The 14,702-nt window shown below is 68.3% G+C and carries 5 protein-coding genes and 1 pseudogene; 5 read left to right on the plus strand and 1 reads right to left on the minus strand.

The features are described 5' to 3' along the window. Window positions 1–68: 68 nt before the first annotated feature. The 4 genes and pseudogenes from acnA (at window position 69) to ACFYPC_RS33250 (ending at window position 8,828) form a co-directional block, all read left to right on the plus strand. The gene (gene acnA, locus ACFYPC_RS33235) at window positions 69–2,783 is read left to right on the plus strand and encodes an aconitate hydratase AcnA (RefSeq protein ID WP_391890459.1); all 2,715 of its coding nucleotides are present in this window, start codon (window positions 69–71) and stop codon (window positions 2,781–2,783) included. Between the two features lie 169 nt (window positions 2,784–2,952). Beyond that, window positions 2,953–3,291, plus strand: a pseudogene (locus ACFYPC_RS33240) (response regulator); the annotation flags it as partial. 92 nt (window positions 3,292–3,383) lie between these two features. After that, window positions 3,384–5,024, plus strand: a complete 1,641-nt coding sequence (locus ACFYPC_RS33245; RefSeq protein WP_391890462.1) for a sensor histidine kinase — start codon at window positions 3,384–3,386, stop codon at window positions 5,022–5,024. Window positions 5,025–5,552: 528 nt separating this feature from the next. Beyond that, window positions 5,553–8,828, plus strand: a complete 3,276-nt coding sequence (locus ACFYPC_RS33250; protein ID WP_391890465.1) for a GH92 family glycosyl hydrolase — start codon at window positions 5,553–5,555, stop codon at window positions 8,826–8,828. 65 nt (window positions 8,829–8,893) lie between these two features. Here the strand turns inward: ACFYPC_RS33250 and ACFYPC_RS33255 are convergent, their stop codons facing one another. Beyond that, complete coding sequence (locus ACFYPC_RS33255; protein ID WP_391890468.1) at window positions 8,894–12,721, minus strand: GH92 family glycosyl hydrolase; 3,828 nt, start codon at window positions 12,719–12,721, stop codon at window positions 8,894–8,896. Window positions 12,722–13,203: 482 nt separating this feature from the next. Between ACFYPC_RS33255 and ngcE the strand changes: the two genes are divergently transcribed. Continuing rightward, entirely contained in the window at window positions 13,204–14,655 is a 1,452-nt protein-coding gene (gene ngcE, locus ACFYPC_RS33260) for an N-acetylglucosamine/diacetylchitobiose ABC transporter substrate-binding protein (protein ID WP_391890471.1), read from the plus strand. Window positions 14,656–14,702 lie beyond the last annotated feature (47 nt).

The raw sequence follows: 14,702 nt of genomic DNA on the forward strand, positions 1-14,702 counted from the left end.
GGATCGTCGAGACGCCGTGGCGGCAGGATGCGGTAGCAAGCGCACATATATGCATGAAGGAGACTGTCGTGTCGGCGAACAGCTTCGACGCCCGCAGCACGCTGCAGGTGGGCGACGAGTCGTACGAGATCTTCCGGCTGGACAAGGTGGAAGGCTCGGCTCGCCTTCCGTACAGCCTGAAGGTGCTGCTGGAGAACCTCCTCCGCACCGAGGACGGCGCGAACATCACCGCCGACCACATCCGGTCCATCGGCAACTGGGACTCCCAGGCGCAGCCCAGCCAGGAGATCCAGTTCACCCCCGCCCGCGTGATCATGCAGGACTTCACCGGCGTGCCCTGCGTCGTGGACCTCGCCACCATGCGTGAGGCCGTCAAGGAGCTCGGCGGTGACCCGGCGAAGATCAACCCCCTCGCCCCGGCCGAGCTGGTCATCGACCACTCCGTGATCGCCGACAAGTTCGGCACGAACGACGCCTTCGCGCAGAACGTCGAGCTGGAGTACGGCCGCAACAAGGAGCGCTACCAGTTCCTGCGCTGGGGCCAGACCGCCTTCGACGAGTTCAAGGTCGTCCCGCCGGGCACCGGCATCGTCCACCAGGTCAACATCGAGCACCTCGCCCGTACGGTCATGGTGCGGGGCGGCCAGGCCTACCCCGACACCCTCGTCGGTACCGACTCGCACACCACGATGGTCAACGGCCTAGGCGTCCTGGGCTGGGGCGTCGGCGGTATCGAGGCCGAGGCCGCGATGCTCGGCCAGCCGGTCTCGATGCTCATCCCGCGTGTCGTCGGCTTCAAGCTGACCGGCGAGCTCACCCCCGGCACGACCGCCACCGACCTGGTCCTCACGATCACCGAGATGCTGCGCAAGCACGGCGTCGTCGGCAAGTTCGTCGAGTTCTACGGCGAGGGTGTCGCCGCCACCTCCCTCGCGAACCGCGCCACCATCGGCAACATGTCGCCGGAGTTCGGCTCCACCGCCGCGATCTTCCCGATCGACGACGAGACCCTGAAGTACCTGCGCCTGACCGGCCGTGACGAGCAGCAGGTCGCGCTCGTCGAGGCGTACGCCAAGGAGCAGGGCCTCTGGCTCGACCCGGCCGCCGAGCCCGACTTCTCCGAGAAGCTGGAGCTCGACCTCGCCACGGTCGTCCCCTCGATCGCAGGACCCAAGCGCCCGCAGGACCGGATCGTCCTCGCGAACGCCGCGCAGCAGTTCTCGCAGGACGTCCGCAACTACGTCGAGGACGACGACGAGGCGGGCAAGGAGTCCTTCCCGGCCTCCGACGCCCCGGCCTCCACCAACGGCGTCCCGTCGCGTCCCACCACCGTCACCGCCCCCGACGGTTCGACGTACGAGATCGACCACGGCGCCGTCACCGTCGCCGCGATCACCTCCTGCACCAACACCTCGAACCCGTACGTCATGGTCGCCGCCGCGCTCGTCGCGAAGAAGGCCGTGGAGAAGGGCCTGACCCGCAAGCCGTGGGTCAAGACCACCCTCGCGCCGGGCTCCAAGGTCGTCACCGACTACTTCGACAAGGCGGGGCTCACCCCCTACCTCGACAAGGTCGGCTTCAACCTCGTCGGCTACGGCTGCACCACCTGCATCGGCAACTCGGGCCCGCTGCCCGAGGAGGTCTCCAAGGCGGTCAACGAACACGACCTGGCCGTCGCCGCGGTGCTCTCCGGCAACCGCAACTTCGAGGGCCGGATCAACCCCGACGTCAAGATGAACTACCTGGCCTCCCCGCCGCTGGTCGTCGCGTACGCCCTCGCGGGATCCATGAAGGTGGACATCACCAAGGACGTGCTGGGCACCGACCAGGACGGCAAGCCGGTCTACCTGGAAGACATCTGGCCGACCGAGGCCGAGGTCAACGACGTCGTGGCGAACGCCATCGGCGAGGACATGTTCAACAAGTCCTACGCCGACGTCTTCGCGGGCGACGCCCAGTGGCAGGCGCTGCCGATCCCGACCGGCAACACCTTCGAGTGGGACCCGCAGTCCACCTACGTCCGCAAGCCCCCGTACTTCGAGGGCATGGCGCACGAGCCGTCCCCGGTCACCGACATCACCGGTGCCCGCGTCCTTGCCAAGCTGGGCGACTCGGTCACCACCGACCACATCTCCCCGGCCGGCGCCATCAAGGCCGACACCCCGGCGGGCAAGTACCTCACCGAACACGGCATCGAGCGGCGCGACTTCAACTCCTACGGCTCGCGCCGTGGCAACCACGAGGTCATGATCCGCGGCACCTTCGCCAACATCCGCCTGCGCAACCAGATCGCGCCGGGCACCGAGGGCGGCTACACCCGCGACTTCACGCAGCCGGACGCGCCGGTGTCGTTCATCTACGACGCCTCGCGCAACTACATCGAGCAGGGCACCCCGTTGGTCATCCTGGCCGGCAAGGAGTACGGCTCGGGCTCGTCCCGCGACTGGGCCGCCAAGGGCACCGCGCTGCTCGGCGTCAAGGCCGTCATCGCCGAGTCCTACGAGCGCATCCACCGCTCGAACCTGATCGGCATGGGCGTCATCCCGCTGCAGTACCCGGCGGGCCAGTCCGCCCAGTCCCTCGGCCTGACCGGCGAGGAGGCCTTCTCCTTCACCGGCATCACCGAGCTGAACGACGGCACCACCCCCCGTACGGTCAAGGTCACCACCGACACCGGCGTGGAGTTCGACGCGGTCGTCCGCATCGACACCCCCGGTGAGGCCGACTACTACCGCAACGGCGGCATCCTGCAGTACGTGCTGCGCAGCCTGATCCGCAAGTAAGCGGTCACGTAGGCAGTCAAGTAAGCGGTACGGCAAGGCAGTTGAGGGCCGCATCCCCGGCGACGGGGGTGCGGCCCGCTGTCATTTCCCCCGTATCACGACTTGGGGACATGGGCTCATCTCAGGCGGAACACAGGATTCCCTCAGCAGACCGGGACAGGATCGTCACATGTCTGGCACCCGAAGCGACCGTGTGCGCGTGCTGCTCGTCGATGACGAACCCGGCCTCACGGAACTGCTCTCCGTGGCCGTCACGGAGGCGGGCCGGCGGCCCCGTCCGGCGGCCGACGGCGAGAGCGCGCTGCGTGCGGCGCGTGGCTGCGGCCCGCACGCCGCCGTGCTCGACGGGATGTTGCCCGACCTGGACGGGCTCCAGGTACCGCGGCGGCTGCGCCACGAGAAGCCGAAGCCGCCCTTCCTCGTGCTGACCGCTCGGGACGCGCTGGAGTGCCGCCTGCACGGCCCGGAGGCGGGCGCCGACGACCACGTGACGAAGCCCTTCTCGCTCCCGCGCCGGAAGACCGACAAGGGCCGTACGCCCTCCACGATCCGCACCGTTCGCGGGGTGGGCTGCGCCAACAGGCCGGCGGAGGAAAGCAGATGACCGGCATACGGGCACGGGCGCCGGAGTCGTCACCGCGGGCACGCCTGCCGAAGCGGTCGCTGTGGAGGCGACTGCAAGGGCGGTCCCTGCGCACCCGGCTCCTTGTCTGCATCAGCGCCACACTCATCACCGTGTGCTTGGCCATGGCCCTGACCACGGTCCTCGCGCAGCACGCCTACCTGCTCGGCAGCCTCGACCAGCGCGTCAGGAACGCCGCCGAGCGCAGTGCGGGCGGGGCCCAGGTCGGCCCCGGTAGCGACACGGACCTCGGTTTCCTCAGGGAACAGGGGCAGGCTGCCGGTACGGTCGCCGCCCGGCTCGACGACAAGGGGAACGTCCTCGCCGCCGAGGTCGTGACCGGCGCCGGCGAGGAGGAGACGCTCACCGCCGACCAGCGCGCCGCCCTCGAAGGGCTCACCCCCGACGGCTCGCTGCACACCCGGACCATCCCTGGCCTCGGCACCTACCGGGTCACCGCCGTCGACGGCGACGGGCGGCCCGTCCTCACCGGCCTCCCGATGGAGGACGTACAGGAGATGATCAGCGATCTGGTCCTGCTCGAGGCCGTGGTGGCGGCCGCCGGACTCGTCGTCGCCGGCTGCGTCTGCGCCGTCGTCATCAGACGTCAGCTGCGTCCGCTCGGCCGGGTCGCCGCGACCGCAGTCGAGGTGTCGCGTTCCCCGCTGGCCCACGGCCAGGTCACCGGTCTCATCCGGGTGCCCGAGCGCTACACCGACCCCGGCAGCGAGGCAGGCCAGGTCGGCGCCGCCCTCAACCGGATGATCGACCACGTCGAGTCCTCGCTCACCGAACGCCGGCGCAGTGAGGAGCGCATGCGCCGCTTCCTGGCGGACGCCAGCCATGAACTCCGTACGCCGCTCGCGTCGATCGCCGGATACGCGGAACTGATGAACCGCGGCACCGAGCGGGTCGAAGCGACCCTGGCCTGGCGGCGGGTCTCCGCCGAGTCGGCGCGGATGACCGGGCTCGTCGAGGACCTGTTGCTGCTTGCCCGGCTCGATGAGGGCCGGCCTCTCGAGGCGACCGAGGTGGACCTCGCCGCGCTCGTCGCGGAGGCGGTGTGGGACGCGCGGGCGGCCGGGGACAGCCACCACTGGCAACTGGGGCTGCTGGTGGACTCCCCGGCCCTCGTCCTCGGGGACGAGGCACGTCTGCAACAGGCGTTGGCCAACCTGTTGGCCAACGCCCGTGTGCACACGCCTGTGGGCACCACGGTCGTCGCCTCGGTGGAGGCCGCGGAGGCGTACTGCGTCGTCCGCGTCCGCGACGACGGCCCCGGCATCCCGCCGCACCTGCTTCCCACCGTCTTCGAGCGGTTCACCCGGGGAGATGTCTCCCGTGCCCGCAGCGGCCCCGCGGACGGCGGTTCCGGTCTCGGGCTCGCCGTCGTCGAGGCCATCACGGCGGCGCACGGTGGCCTGATCGAGGTTCAGAGCGAGCCGGGGCACACGGAGTTCGCGATCTTCCTGCCGGCTGTGGGCCGTCCGGCGCTGGTCTCGGCCGGGTCGAATCCGGTCGCCCGGCTCTCTGCCGCTCTATCGGACCCGCTGGCTCCGGTCCACTCGGATGTGGCCAGGGTCGCCGCTCCTGAGTCGTCCGCGCACGGCCGTCCGTAGCCGGCGGGGCCCATGTCCGAGCCGGGCCCATGGCCGAGGTGCTCGCGCAGCCCACGGTGTGCTGTTGGGGGCGGGCCGGGTGCGTTTTTCGGGCCCCACCCGCTGGTGGGCTTTTTGGGGACCCACCCGGCTGCCAGTCCGGGCAGGGCACGGGGGGATGCCCGGCCGGGCTGGTGCATGGCCTGCTTGTCGCTTCGGTGTCGTGTGTGTGTCGGTGTGTGTGTCGCTTCGTGCGTCGCTTCCCGCGTCGCACGAGCGGTGTGTGGGCGTGGCTTGTACGTGGCTTGTGCCGATCGTGGTGCGCGACAACGTTGTCTATTGATCTGTGCATGACTCTACCGCGTCAACGAACAACGATGTCAAGCCACTTGACGGGCACCAGGGCGCCTGCTGAGCCGTCGGGGTGGCGGCAGGGTGAGCCTGCAGCTCTTTACACGGTCTTCCGTGGTACGCGTGGCGCACGCTACTGTCCGAGCGGCTTGTGCGACCTGTGGTGCGCGACCCGTCCGAAGGAGGAGGGGCCGCGTCATGCGTTTCCGTCCGTCATCCATCCTGCTGGCCGTCGCCCTGGCGGCCGGTGGGATCACCCCCGCGGTGGCCGCCAGCGCCCCCGCACCGGACCTCGTCCGGGACCCCACCGCCTACGTAGACCCGCTCATCGGCACCAAGAACCTCGGCAACGTCTTCCCCGGCGCCGTCGTGCCCTTCGGCATGCTCTCCTGGAGCCCCGAGAACACCCGGGGCAGCGCCACCAGCACGGCCGCACCCGGCGGTTACCAGTACGACGCCACCCGCATCCGGGGCTTCAGCCTCACCCACATGTCCGGCACGGGCTGCGCGGGCGGCAGCGGGGACATCCCGTTCTTCCCGTACGCGGGTGAGGTCACCTCCTCCCCGGCGAGCGACACCAAGGACGCGGTCTACGCCGCCGATTTCTCGCACGCCGACGAGAGCGCCGAGCCCGGCCACTACAAGGTGGGCCTCGACTCCGGCGTCACCGCCGACCTCACGGCGACCACGCGCACGGGCTCCGGCCAGTTCACCTACCCCGCCGACCAGCCCGCCTCCATGCTGATCCGCACCGCCAACTCCGAAGTGGGCTCCACGACTTCGGACCTCCACATCGACCCGGCGACCCGCACGGTCTCCGGCTCCGTCACCTCCGGGAACTTCTGCGGATACCTCGACCCCGAAGGCCAACGCGCCTACTACACCCTCTACTTCACCGCCAGCTTCGACCGCGACTTCAAGTCGACCGGCACCTGGCAGGACGACCAACTGAGCCCGGGGTCCACGGAGGCCACCGGGGGCACCGGCGGGTTCGCCACCGGCGGCCGTCCGGTCGCGGGCAAGGGCGCCGGCGGCTATGTGGAGTTCGAGCCCGGCACCGGCCCCGTGAACGTCAAGGTCGGTATCTCGTACGTCAGTCAGGCGGGCGCCAAGGCCAACCTCGCGGCCGAGAACCCGCCGTCCCGTTCCTTCGCCTCGGTCAAGGACGCCGCCCACCTGGCCTGGCGCGACCAGCTCGACGCGATCAAGGTCGGCGGCGGCACCGACGCCGAGCGGACCACCTTCTACACCGCGCTCTACCACGCCCTCCTGCACCCGAACGTCATCAGTGACGCCGACCGCAGATACAGAGGCAGCGACGACAAGGTCCATACGGTGACCCGGGGCCACGAGGCCCAGTACGGCACCTTCTCCGGCTGGGACGTCTACCGCTCCCAGGTCCAGCTGCTGACCCTGGTCAGCCCGGACACCGGCTCCGACATCGCGCAGTCACTGCTCGAACTGGCAGGGCAGAACGGCGGGATCTGGGACCGCTGGCTGCACGGGGCGAGCGGCACGCACGTCATGAACGGTGACCCCTCACCGGCCGCACTCGCCGGCATCCTGGCCTTCGGCGGCACCAACTTCGATCTGGACGGCGCCCTCGACTCGCTGGTGAAGGCGGCGACCGTACCGACCGAGCAGGACCTCTCGTCCGCGGGCAAGCCGGTCCTCTCGGTGGGCCAGCGGCCGTCCCTCGACAAGTACCTCGAACAGCAGTACATGCCGTCCGTGTCCAACGCCTGGGGCGGCGCCGCCGAGACCCTGGAGATGTCCGGCGCGGACTTCGCCATCTCCCAACTGGCCGCGGCGGCAGGGGAGAAGGAGACGGCGGCCGAGTTCGCCATCCGCTCCCAGTGGTGGCAGAACAACTTCAACATCGCCGCCGACCCGACGGGCGGCTACATCGCCAACCGCAAGGCGGACGGCAGCTGGGTCACCGGCTTCACCCCGGCGACCGGCAACGGCTTCGTCGAGGGTACGGCTGCCCAGTACACCTGGATGGTGCAGCACAACCCGGCAGGCCTCTTCGCTGCCATGGGCGGCACGGACGCGGCCCTGGACCGTCTGGACACCTTCTTCCACAACGCCGACGGCAGCTGGGCGTTCACGGGCAGCGGCGGCGACAAGTCGGAACTCGACAACGAGCCGTCGATCAACGTGCCCTACCTGTACGCCTACGCGGGCGAGCCCTACAAGACGCAGGAGACCGTCCGCGCGGCCATGAACCAGCTCTGGTCGACCGGGCCGGGCGGCATCCCCGGCAACGACGACCTCGGCGCCATGTCGTCCTGGTACGTCTTCTCCGCGCTCGGCATGTACCCCCAGGTGCCCTCCCGCGCCGAACTCACCCTGGCCTCACCGCTGTTCCCGAGGGTCGAGATCGACCGCCCGGGCGGCGCCGACATCAAGATCCGCGCGACGGGAGCTTCCGCCGACACCCCGTACGTGCAGTCGCTGAAGGTCAACGGCCGTAGCAGCGACCGTGCCTGGCTCCCGGCGTCGTTCGTCCGCAACGGCGGCACGCTCGACTACACGCTGGGCGCCACCCCCGACGAGCAGTGGGGCAGCAGTGAGGCCGCCGCCCCGCCCTCCTTCCGCGAGGGCGAGCAGCCCTACCAGATCGGCGTCGGCCCGACCACGGCCACACTCGCACCCGGCGGCAGCACCAAGCTCGACATCCGCGCCCTCGCCCTGAGCGGCGGGACCGGCCCCGACGTCCGCTTCACCGTCGACGTGCCGGACGGGGTCACGGCAACGCCCGCCGAGGGCACGGTCGTCGACGGCGCGCAGGCGATCACCCTGTCCGCCGCTCCGGACGCCACGCAGGGCTTCTACGACGTCAAGGTCACGGTGACATCGGCCGACACCTCGTACGAGCAGCCGGTGTCCCTCACCGTCGCCGCCACCGGATCCCTCCTCGCCGCGTACAACAACACAGGCGTCACGGACGACATCGGCGATCACGACGAGGGCGACTACGACGGCGGCGGCTGGAGCTACTCCCGCCAGGCCCTCGCCGACGCGGGGCTGACCGCCGGCCACCAGGGCACGCTGTCCGGCGGCCTCGACTACACCTGGCCCGACTCACCGTCCGGCCGCCCCGACAACGCCTCGGCGACCGGCCAGACCATCGAACTCGCCGATCCCGCGACCCAGTTGTCCTTCATCGGCAGTGCGGTCAACGGCAACCAGCAGACCAAGGCGACCGTCACCTACACCGACGGCACCACCGAACCCGTCGACCTCTCCTTCACCGACTGGACCGTCGGCGGCGGGGGCGGCACCGTCCAGTACGGCAACGAGACCGTGGCCGTGGCCGCGTACCGCAACGTCGCGGGCGCCGACAAGGACCCGGTCAAGACGTACGTCTTCGCCACCAAACCCTTCACGGCCCCGTCGGGCAAGACCATCACGAGCGTGCGGCTGCCCGACAACACTGATCTCCACGTCTTCACCCTCGCGGTGAACTGACCCCGGGAACGGAAAGGGCGGGCGTGGAGTCAGACTCCGCGCCCGCCCTTCCCCATGGGGGTCCGTCAGGCCAGCAGTTCCACCTCCGCCAGCGTCGCCTCGCCGCTCAGGACCAGGCGGTAGTGCGTGTACGAGCCCGGTTTCGCGACGGAGAACGCCCGGGTCTGCTTGTCCCACGTGAAGGACTCACCGGAGCGCTTGTCCAGGTCGGTCCACGTGGTGCCGTCGGTCGAGCCCTGCAGGACCCAGCCCGTCGGCGCCGTCGTGTGGTCCGCCGAGGACGTCAGCGTGTACTGGACTCCCTTGGTGGCGGCGGACGTCGGCAGCTCGACCGACTCGACGCTCGCGGCCGTCGCCGAGGTGTTGTCGAACAGCGCGCCCGCACCCTTCAGAGCGTCCGTGCGCGGCGCCGGCACCTTGTCGTCCTTGGTGATCGACACGGGCGCCGCGTTCTTCCCGGTACCCCAGGTGGACGGCTTCGGCCCCATGTCGAACTCCAGCACCGCGCCCTTGGAGATGAGCGAGTGGGGGAGCGAAGTCGACGTCCACTTCTTGCCGTTGACCTTCAGGCCCTGCACGTACACGTTCTTCGTGCTGTTCTTCGGAGCCTTGACGACGAGGTCCTTGCCGTTCTCCAGATGGACCGTCGCCTTGGTGAACAGCGGTGAGCCGATGGCGTATTCGCCGCTTCCCATCACCAGCGGGTAGAAGCCGAGCGCGGAGAAGAGGTACCAGGCCGACTGTTCGCCGTTGTCCTCGTCGCCGTGGTAACCCTGCCCGATATCGCTGCCGACGTAGAGGCGGGACATGACCTCGCGGACGTTCTCCTGCGTCTTCCAGGGCTGGCCCGCCGCGTCGTACATGTAATTCACGTGGTGGGCCACCTGGTTGGAGTGCCCGTACATGCCCATCCGTACGTCACGCGCCTCCGTCATCTCGTGGATGACCCCGCCGTAGGAGCCCACGAACTCCGGCGAAGCCGTCTCCGGCGTGGCGAAGTACGTGTCGAGCTTGTCCGCCAAACCGCTCTGGCCGCCGTACAGGTTGGCGAGACCCTTTGAATCCTGCGGCGCGGTGAAGGCGTATCCCCAGCCGTTCGTCTCGGTGTAGTCGTAACCCCATACACGCGGGTCGTACTCGGACGACTCGACCCGCCAGTCGCCGCTCGCGTCCTTGCCCTGGAAGAAGCCGGCCTGGGAGTCGAAGAGATTCACATAGTCCTGGGCGCGGTTGAGGAAGTAGGCGGCTTCCTCCTTGTATCGCTTCTCGCCCGTCTTCTTGTAGAGGGCCTCGCCCATCTTGGCGATGCCGTAGTCGTTGAGATAGCCCTCCAGAGCCCAGGAGAGGCCCTCGTGGGTGTCGGTGCTCGTGTAACCGAGGAAGGGCGAGGTGGCCATGCCCTTGCGGCCCACACCCGACGACGGGGGGACGACGGTCGCGTTCTTGACCGCCGCGTCGTACGCCGACTCCGCGTCGAAGTCGACGCCCTTCACATACGCGTCGGCGAACGCCACGTCCGAGGACGTACCCGTCATCAGGTCCGCGTATCCGGGCGATGACCAGCGCGAGGTCCAGCCGCCGTCCTTGTACTGCTGCACGAACCCGTCGACCATCTCACCCGCCTGATCGGGCGTCAGGAGCGAGTACGCCGGCCAGGTCGTCCGATAGGTGTCCCAGAAGCCGTTGTTGACGTACACCTTGCCGTCGACGATCTTCGCGCCGGTGTGCGTCGGGGTGTCCGGGTTCGGCATCGGCGAGAACGGCGAGGCGTACTGGTACTTCGAACCGACCCTCTCGAAGCCGGAGTTCGGGTACAGGTACAGCCGGTACATGCTGGAGTACAGCGTCGTCAGCTGGTCCGGCGTCGCACCCTCGACCTCGACCGTGTCGAGGATGTCGTCCCACTGCTGCTGGGCGCCCGCCTTGACCGTCTCGAAGGACGTGCCTTCGGGGATCTCCTGGCGCAGGTTGTCCTTGGCCTGGTCGACGCTGATGAGCGAGGTGGCCAGACGCAGGTTGACGGTCCGGTCGTCGCCGGCGTCGAACTTCAGGTAGCCCTTGACTCCGGAGGAGTCGCCCTCCGTGACGGGCGCGTCGAACACCCCGTACACGAAGAGGCGGGTGGCGCCCGTCGACAGCCCGGACTTCACGTCCGAGTAGCCGGTGACGATCCCGTTCTCCTCGTCGAGCGTGAGCCCGGCCTGGTCGGTGACGTTGTCGAAGACCACGCTCGCGTCGTCACCGGGATAGGTGAACCGCATCGCGGCGGCGTGATCGGTGGGTGTCATCTCGGCCTTGAGGCCGTTCTCGAAGGTGACCCCGTAGTAGTGCGGGGTCGCGACCTCGTTCTCGTGCTGGAAGGCGAGCTCGCGCGCGTCACGGCCGGTGTCGGGGGTGCCGGACGCCGCGGACGGCATCACCTGGAAGGTCTGCCGGTCACCCATCCAGGGGCTCGGCTCATGGCTCGCGCTGAACGCCTGGATGGTGGGCAGGTTGTCGGCGTTGTTGGCCCGCGCGTAGTCGTAGAGCCAGCTCAGCGAGCCCGCGTTGGTCACCGGCGTCCAGAAGTTGAAGCCGTGCGGGACGGCCGTCGCCGGGAAGTTGTTGCCGCGCGAGAAGCCGCCGCTGGAGTTGGTGCCGCGGACGGTCGAGGCGTAGTCCGACAGATGCGCCTTCGGCTTCTCGGGCGCGACGGTCTTCAGCGTCACGTCGTCGAGCCAGCCGCGGAACTTCGCCGGGCCCTTCGGAGAGTCGTACCCCACCAGGATCCGGTCCACCGTCTTGCCCGCGGCGACCGAACCGATCCGTGAGGAGACGCTGTTCCACTGGTTGACGTAGAGGACGTTGGACGCGCCCTGCCCCTGTGGTGTCAGCGCGAACCCGTGCTGGTCCAGGGCCTTGAGGCCGCTCAGATAGGTGCCGTCCGTGAAGACCAGGTCCACGGCCACGTTCGTGGCGTCGTAGTCCAGGTCACCGTCCGCCATCGACGGGAAGATCTTGTACGACAGCTCCGTGTCGCGGCCGACGGCCACGTTCACGTCGAAGACCTTGTTGTACGAGTACGCCTGGCCGTCGACCTTGTGCGTACCGGCGTACCGCAGGGCCCGTGTGCCGGTGAAGCCCGCGCCCGCCTTGGCCGTCGGGGAGCCGCTCGGGCCGCGGTCCACCAGCGTGAGCATGTCCTTGGGCGTCGGGTCCTGGGTGGCGCCGGTGGAGAACTGGACGTCGGCGAGCTGAAGGATGTCGCCGCTGTGGTTCTTGGTGATGTCGAGCCGGAAGTGCTGGTACTCGACAGGACTGGCGATGTCGTACGACTTTGTCTGGAACCTTTCGGCGAAGGACTCGCCGGCGCGGGTGTCGAGGGTCTTCCAGTCCTTGCCGTCCGTGGAGCCCTGCAGGGTCCAGTCCTGGGGGTCACGCTCGTCGTGGTCGTTGGCCGAGGTCAGCGCGTACGTGACCACCTTGACCGGCGCGCTCAGGTCGAACTCCGCCCAGCCGCTGGACTCGAAGACCAGCCACTTGGTGCTCGGTTCGAGATCGGCGAGGTTCTCCTTCACCTCACCCCCGCCCGTGTTCTCGGCGCTGGCCCGGACATCGGTGACCTGGTCGGTCACATTGCCGGGGATGCCCGAGCTGTAGCCGCCGTCGACGCCGGACGACCGCTTTGTGCCGTCGGGTGCCGTGTCGACAGTGCTCAGCCAGTCGGGGGCCGGATCGTCCGCCTCGAACGAGGACGCGAACTCCCGGTCGGGAGCCGCCGCCTGGGCCGGCTGGGCGACCGTCACGCCCTGTGAGGCAACCAGCAGGGAGAGGGCGGCCACTCCCACCGCCGTGGCGGAACTCCACCTGTGTCTTGCCGAAGAACCCCGTCTGTACCGAGCTCCGTGCTGCATATCCGAGCACCCTCCCTACACCTGGACAACGTTGTCAAAATCGCTGCGCAGGACCAGTAGGGAGTCAAGTTGTCAGTGATGTCAAGGGTGTTGAATGTGGCGTCCGTGGTGAATATCGCACGACAAGCCGCGCATTGCTCCCATCGTGGGAGGTTGGCACCCTGTGGATCTTCTCGGGAGGAACGCGTGGCTGCCCCACATTTCCGAGAGGTCTCAACTCGGAAAAGACCAACAGTCAAATATGCATTCGATCTTGCCCCTTTGGTGTGAAGTGGACTATACCTGTCGGCGTCTGCCCCTGTTCATCGGCTGTGTACAGGCGCGACACGGGGGGAAATCTGGAGGCGGTGGACTGTGTCACTTACACCGATCGCCACGTCGTTCCACTGAATCCCTCATGCACGACCCCAGCTTGACCCAACCGCGGTGCCGGGGAGGATCCGGTTCACCGCCTGAGTCCTGAAGAAGGCGAGGACTTGAGCATGGGATCCACTTCCGCCGAGAACAGCAACCCCGAGGGTGTCGGACGGCGCGATCTGATCAAGCGGTCGGCAGCGCTCGGCCTGATTTCCGTACCGACGATGAGCTTTTTGTCCGCCTGTGCCAGTAGTGACAGCGGGTCGGAAGGCCAGGCCGAGGCCGGCAAGAAGACGACGAAGAACCCGCTGGGCGTCAATGAGACGGCCACGCTGTCGGTCGTCATCTTCGACGGTGGATTCGGCACGAAGTACGCGACCGACGCCAACGCCGAATACAAGAAGGCGTACCCCAAGGCCAAGATCGATTTTCACAAGACCCAGAAGATCCAGTCCGAACTCCAGCCCAAGTTCAACGGCGGCACTCCGCCGGATCTGATCGACAACTCCGGCGCGCAGCAGATGGACATGGGCGTGCTGGTCGGCAAGAAGCAGCTCACCGACCTCACTCCGCTCCTCGACGCGCCGTCCATCGACGACCCGGCGAAGAAGGTCCGCGACACGCTGCGCCCCGGCATCGTCGAGATGGGCCAGTTCGACGGAGACCCGGTCTGGATCATGTACTACGCGTACACGGTCTACGGCGTCTGGTACTCGCAGACCGCTCTCGACAGGCTCGACGCGACGTATCCCGAGGACTGGGACGCCATGCTCGCGCTCTGCGAGAAGGCGAAGAAGCAGGGCATCGCCGGCTGGACGTATGCGGGCAAGTACCCGTACTACCTGCCGTTCTCGCTCTACCCCTTCATCGCCAAGATCGGGGGCCGTGAGGTTCTCGACAGGATCGACAACCTGGAGCCGAACGCCTGGAAGGACCCGGCCGTCAAGTCCGCGTTCGAGGCGTACTACGAACTCTTCAAGAAGGGCTACGTCCTCAAGGGCACCCCTGGAATCGACCACATCCAGTCGCAGACCGCCTGGGCCAAGGGCGAGGCGCTCTTCATCCCGAACGGCTCCTGGGTCGAGAACGAGTCTGCGAACGTCATCCCCGCCGACTTCAACCTGGCCGTCAGCGGTCCTTCCGGCCTTGACAGTTCCGACGCGATGCCGTTCGGCACCATCTGGGCCTCCGGTGGCGAGCCCTTCATCGTCCCGGCCAAGGCGGCGAACCCCACCGGCGGTATGGAGCAGTTGCGCATCATGCTCAGCGAGGCCTCGTCGAAGAACTTCACCACCCAGGTGAAGTCGCTGACCGCCTTCAACGGCGGTACCGAGGGCGTCGAGCTGACCCCCGGCCTCAAGTCCGGCGTCGCGGCCCTGGACAAGGCCGGCGAGAACGTCGTCAACCCGAGGCTTCAGGACTGGTACGTGAAGCTTCAGAAGGAACAGATCGGTGTCGCAGGCCTGGGCGAGATGATGGCAGGGCGACTGACCCCGGCCGAGGCCGTCAAGAAGATCCAGGGCTATGCGGACGCGGCGGCCAAGGACGAGTCCATCAAGCACTACAAGCACCAGTAGCGGTACGTGCCCACAGGTCACCAGCGGTGGCAGGCGCGAAACGATCG

Origin of the sequence: Streptomyces sp. NPDC005808 (assembly GCF_042871385.1) — a bacterium.
Lineage (GTDB): Bacteria > Actinomycetota > Actinomycetes > Streptomycetales > Streptomycetaceae > Streptomyces.